The sequence below is a fragment of the Corynebacterium striatum ATCC 6940 genome, from assembly GCF_000159135.1.
Taxonomy (GTDB): Bacteria; Actinomycetota; Actinomycetes; order Mycobacteriales; family Mycobacteriaceae; genus Corynebacterium; species Corynebacterium striatum.
Window position 1 is genome coordinate 1 of sequence record NZ_GG667563.1, and the last position, 375, is coordinate 375.

The 375-nt window shown below is 57.6% G+C and carries 1 protein-coding gene and 1 pseudogene; one reads left to right on the forward strand and one right to left on the reverse strand.

Annotated features, from left to right (window positions below):
- Positions 1–53: 53 nt before the first annotated feature.
- Positions 54–101: pseudogene (locus HMPREF0308_RS14470) on the forward strand (hypothetical protein); the annotation flags it as partial.
- Between the two features lie 3 nt (positions 102–104).
- Here the strand turns inward: HMPREF0308_RS14470 and HMPREF0308_RS14075 are convergent.
- Positions 105–375: hypothetical protein (locus HMPREF0308_RS14075; RefSeq protein ID WP_211205707.1), on the reverse strand; the 271-nt coding region annotated here is incomplete at its 5' end.

The following is a 375-nucleotide window of genomic DNA, read 5'->3' on the forward strand; positions in this document are numbered from 1 at the left end:
GGCTTAAAGTCGACCGCAATTGGCACATCACCTGTGACTACCAGTACTATTCAGTGCCATTTCAGCTGGTGGGAGAATCGGTAACAGTCAGGCTCACCCCGCAACTAGTAAGCATCTTCAACGGGGAGCAGCTTGTTGCTGAACACACGCGCCTTCACGGATTCAAATACCGGTATTCCACCAACCCTCAGCATGCACCGCGTGGCGACGATGAAGGCCACAAGGCGCTTACCCGTGATGAGCTCTTGGCCTGGGCCTCGTCGTTCGGGGCAGCAACGCACGCAGTCATAGCGATGATCCTCGACCGCAATAGTGCCGCCATCCCCCGCGGACTCATCCAGGCACGCAACGTGCTGGCCAACCTGGGCAAAAAGC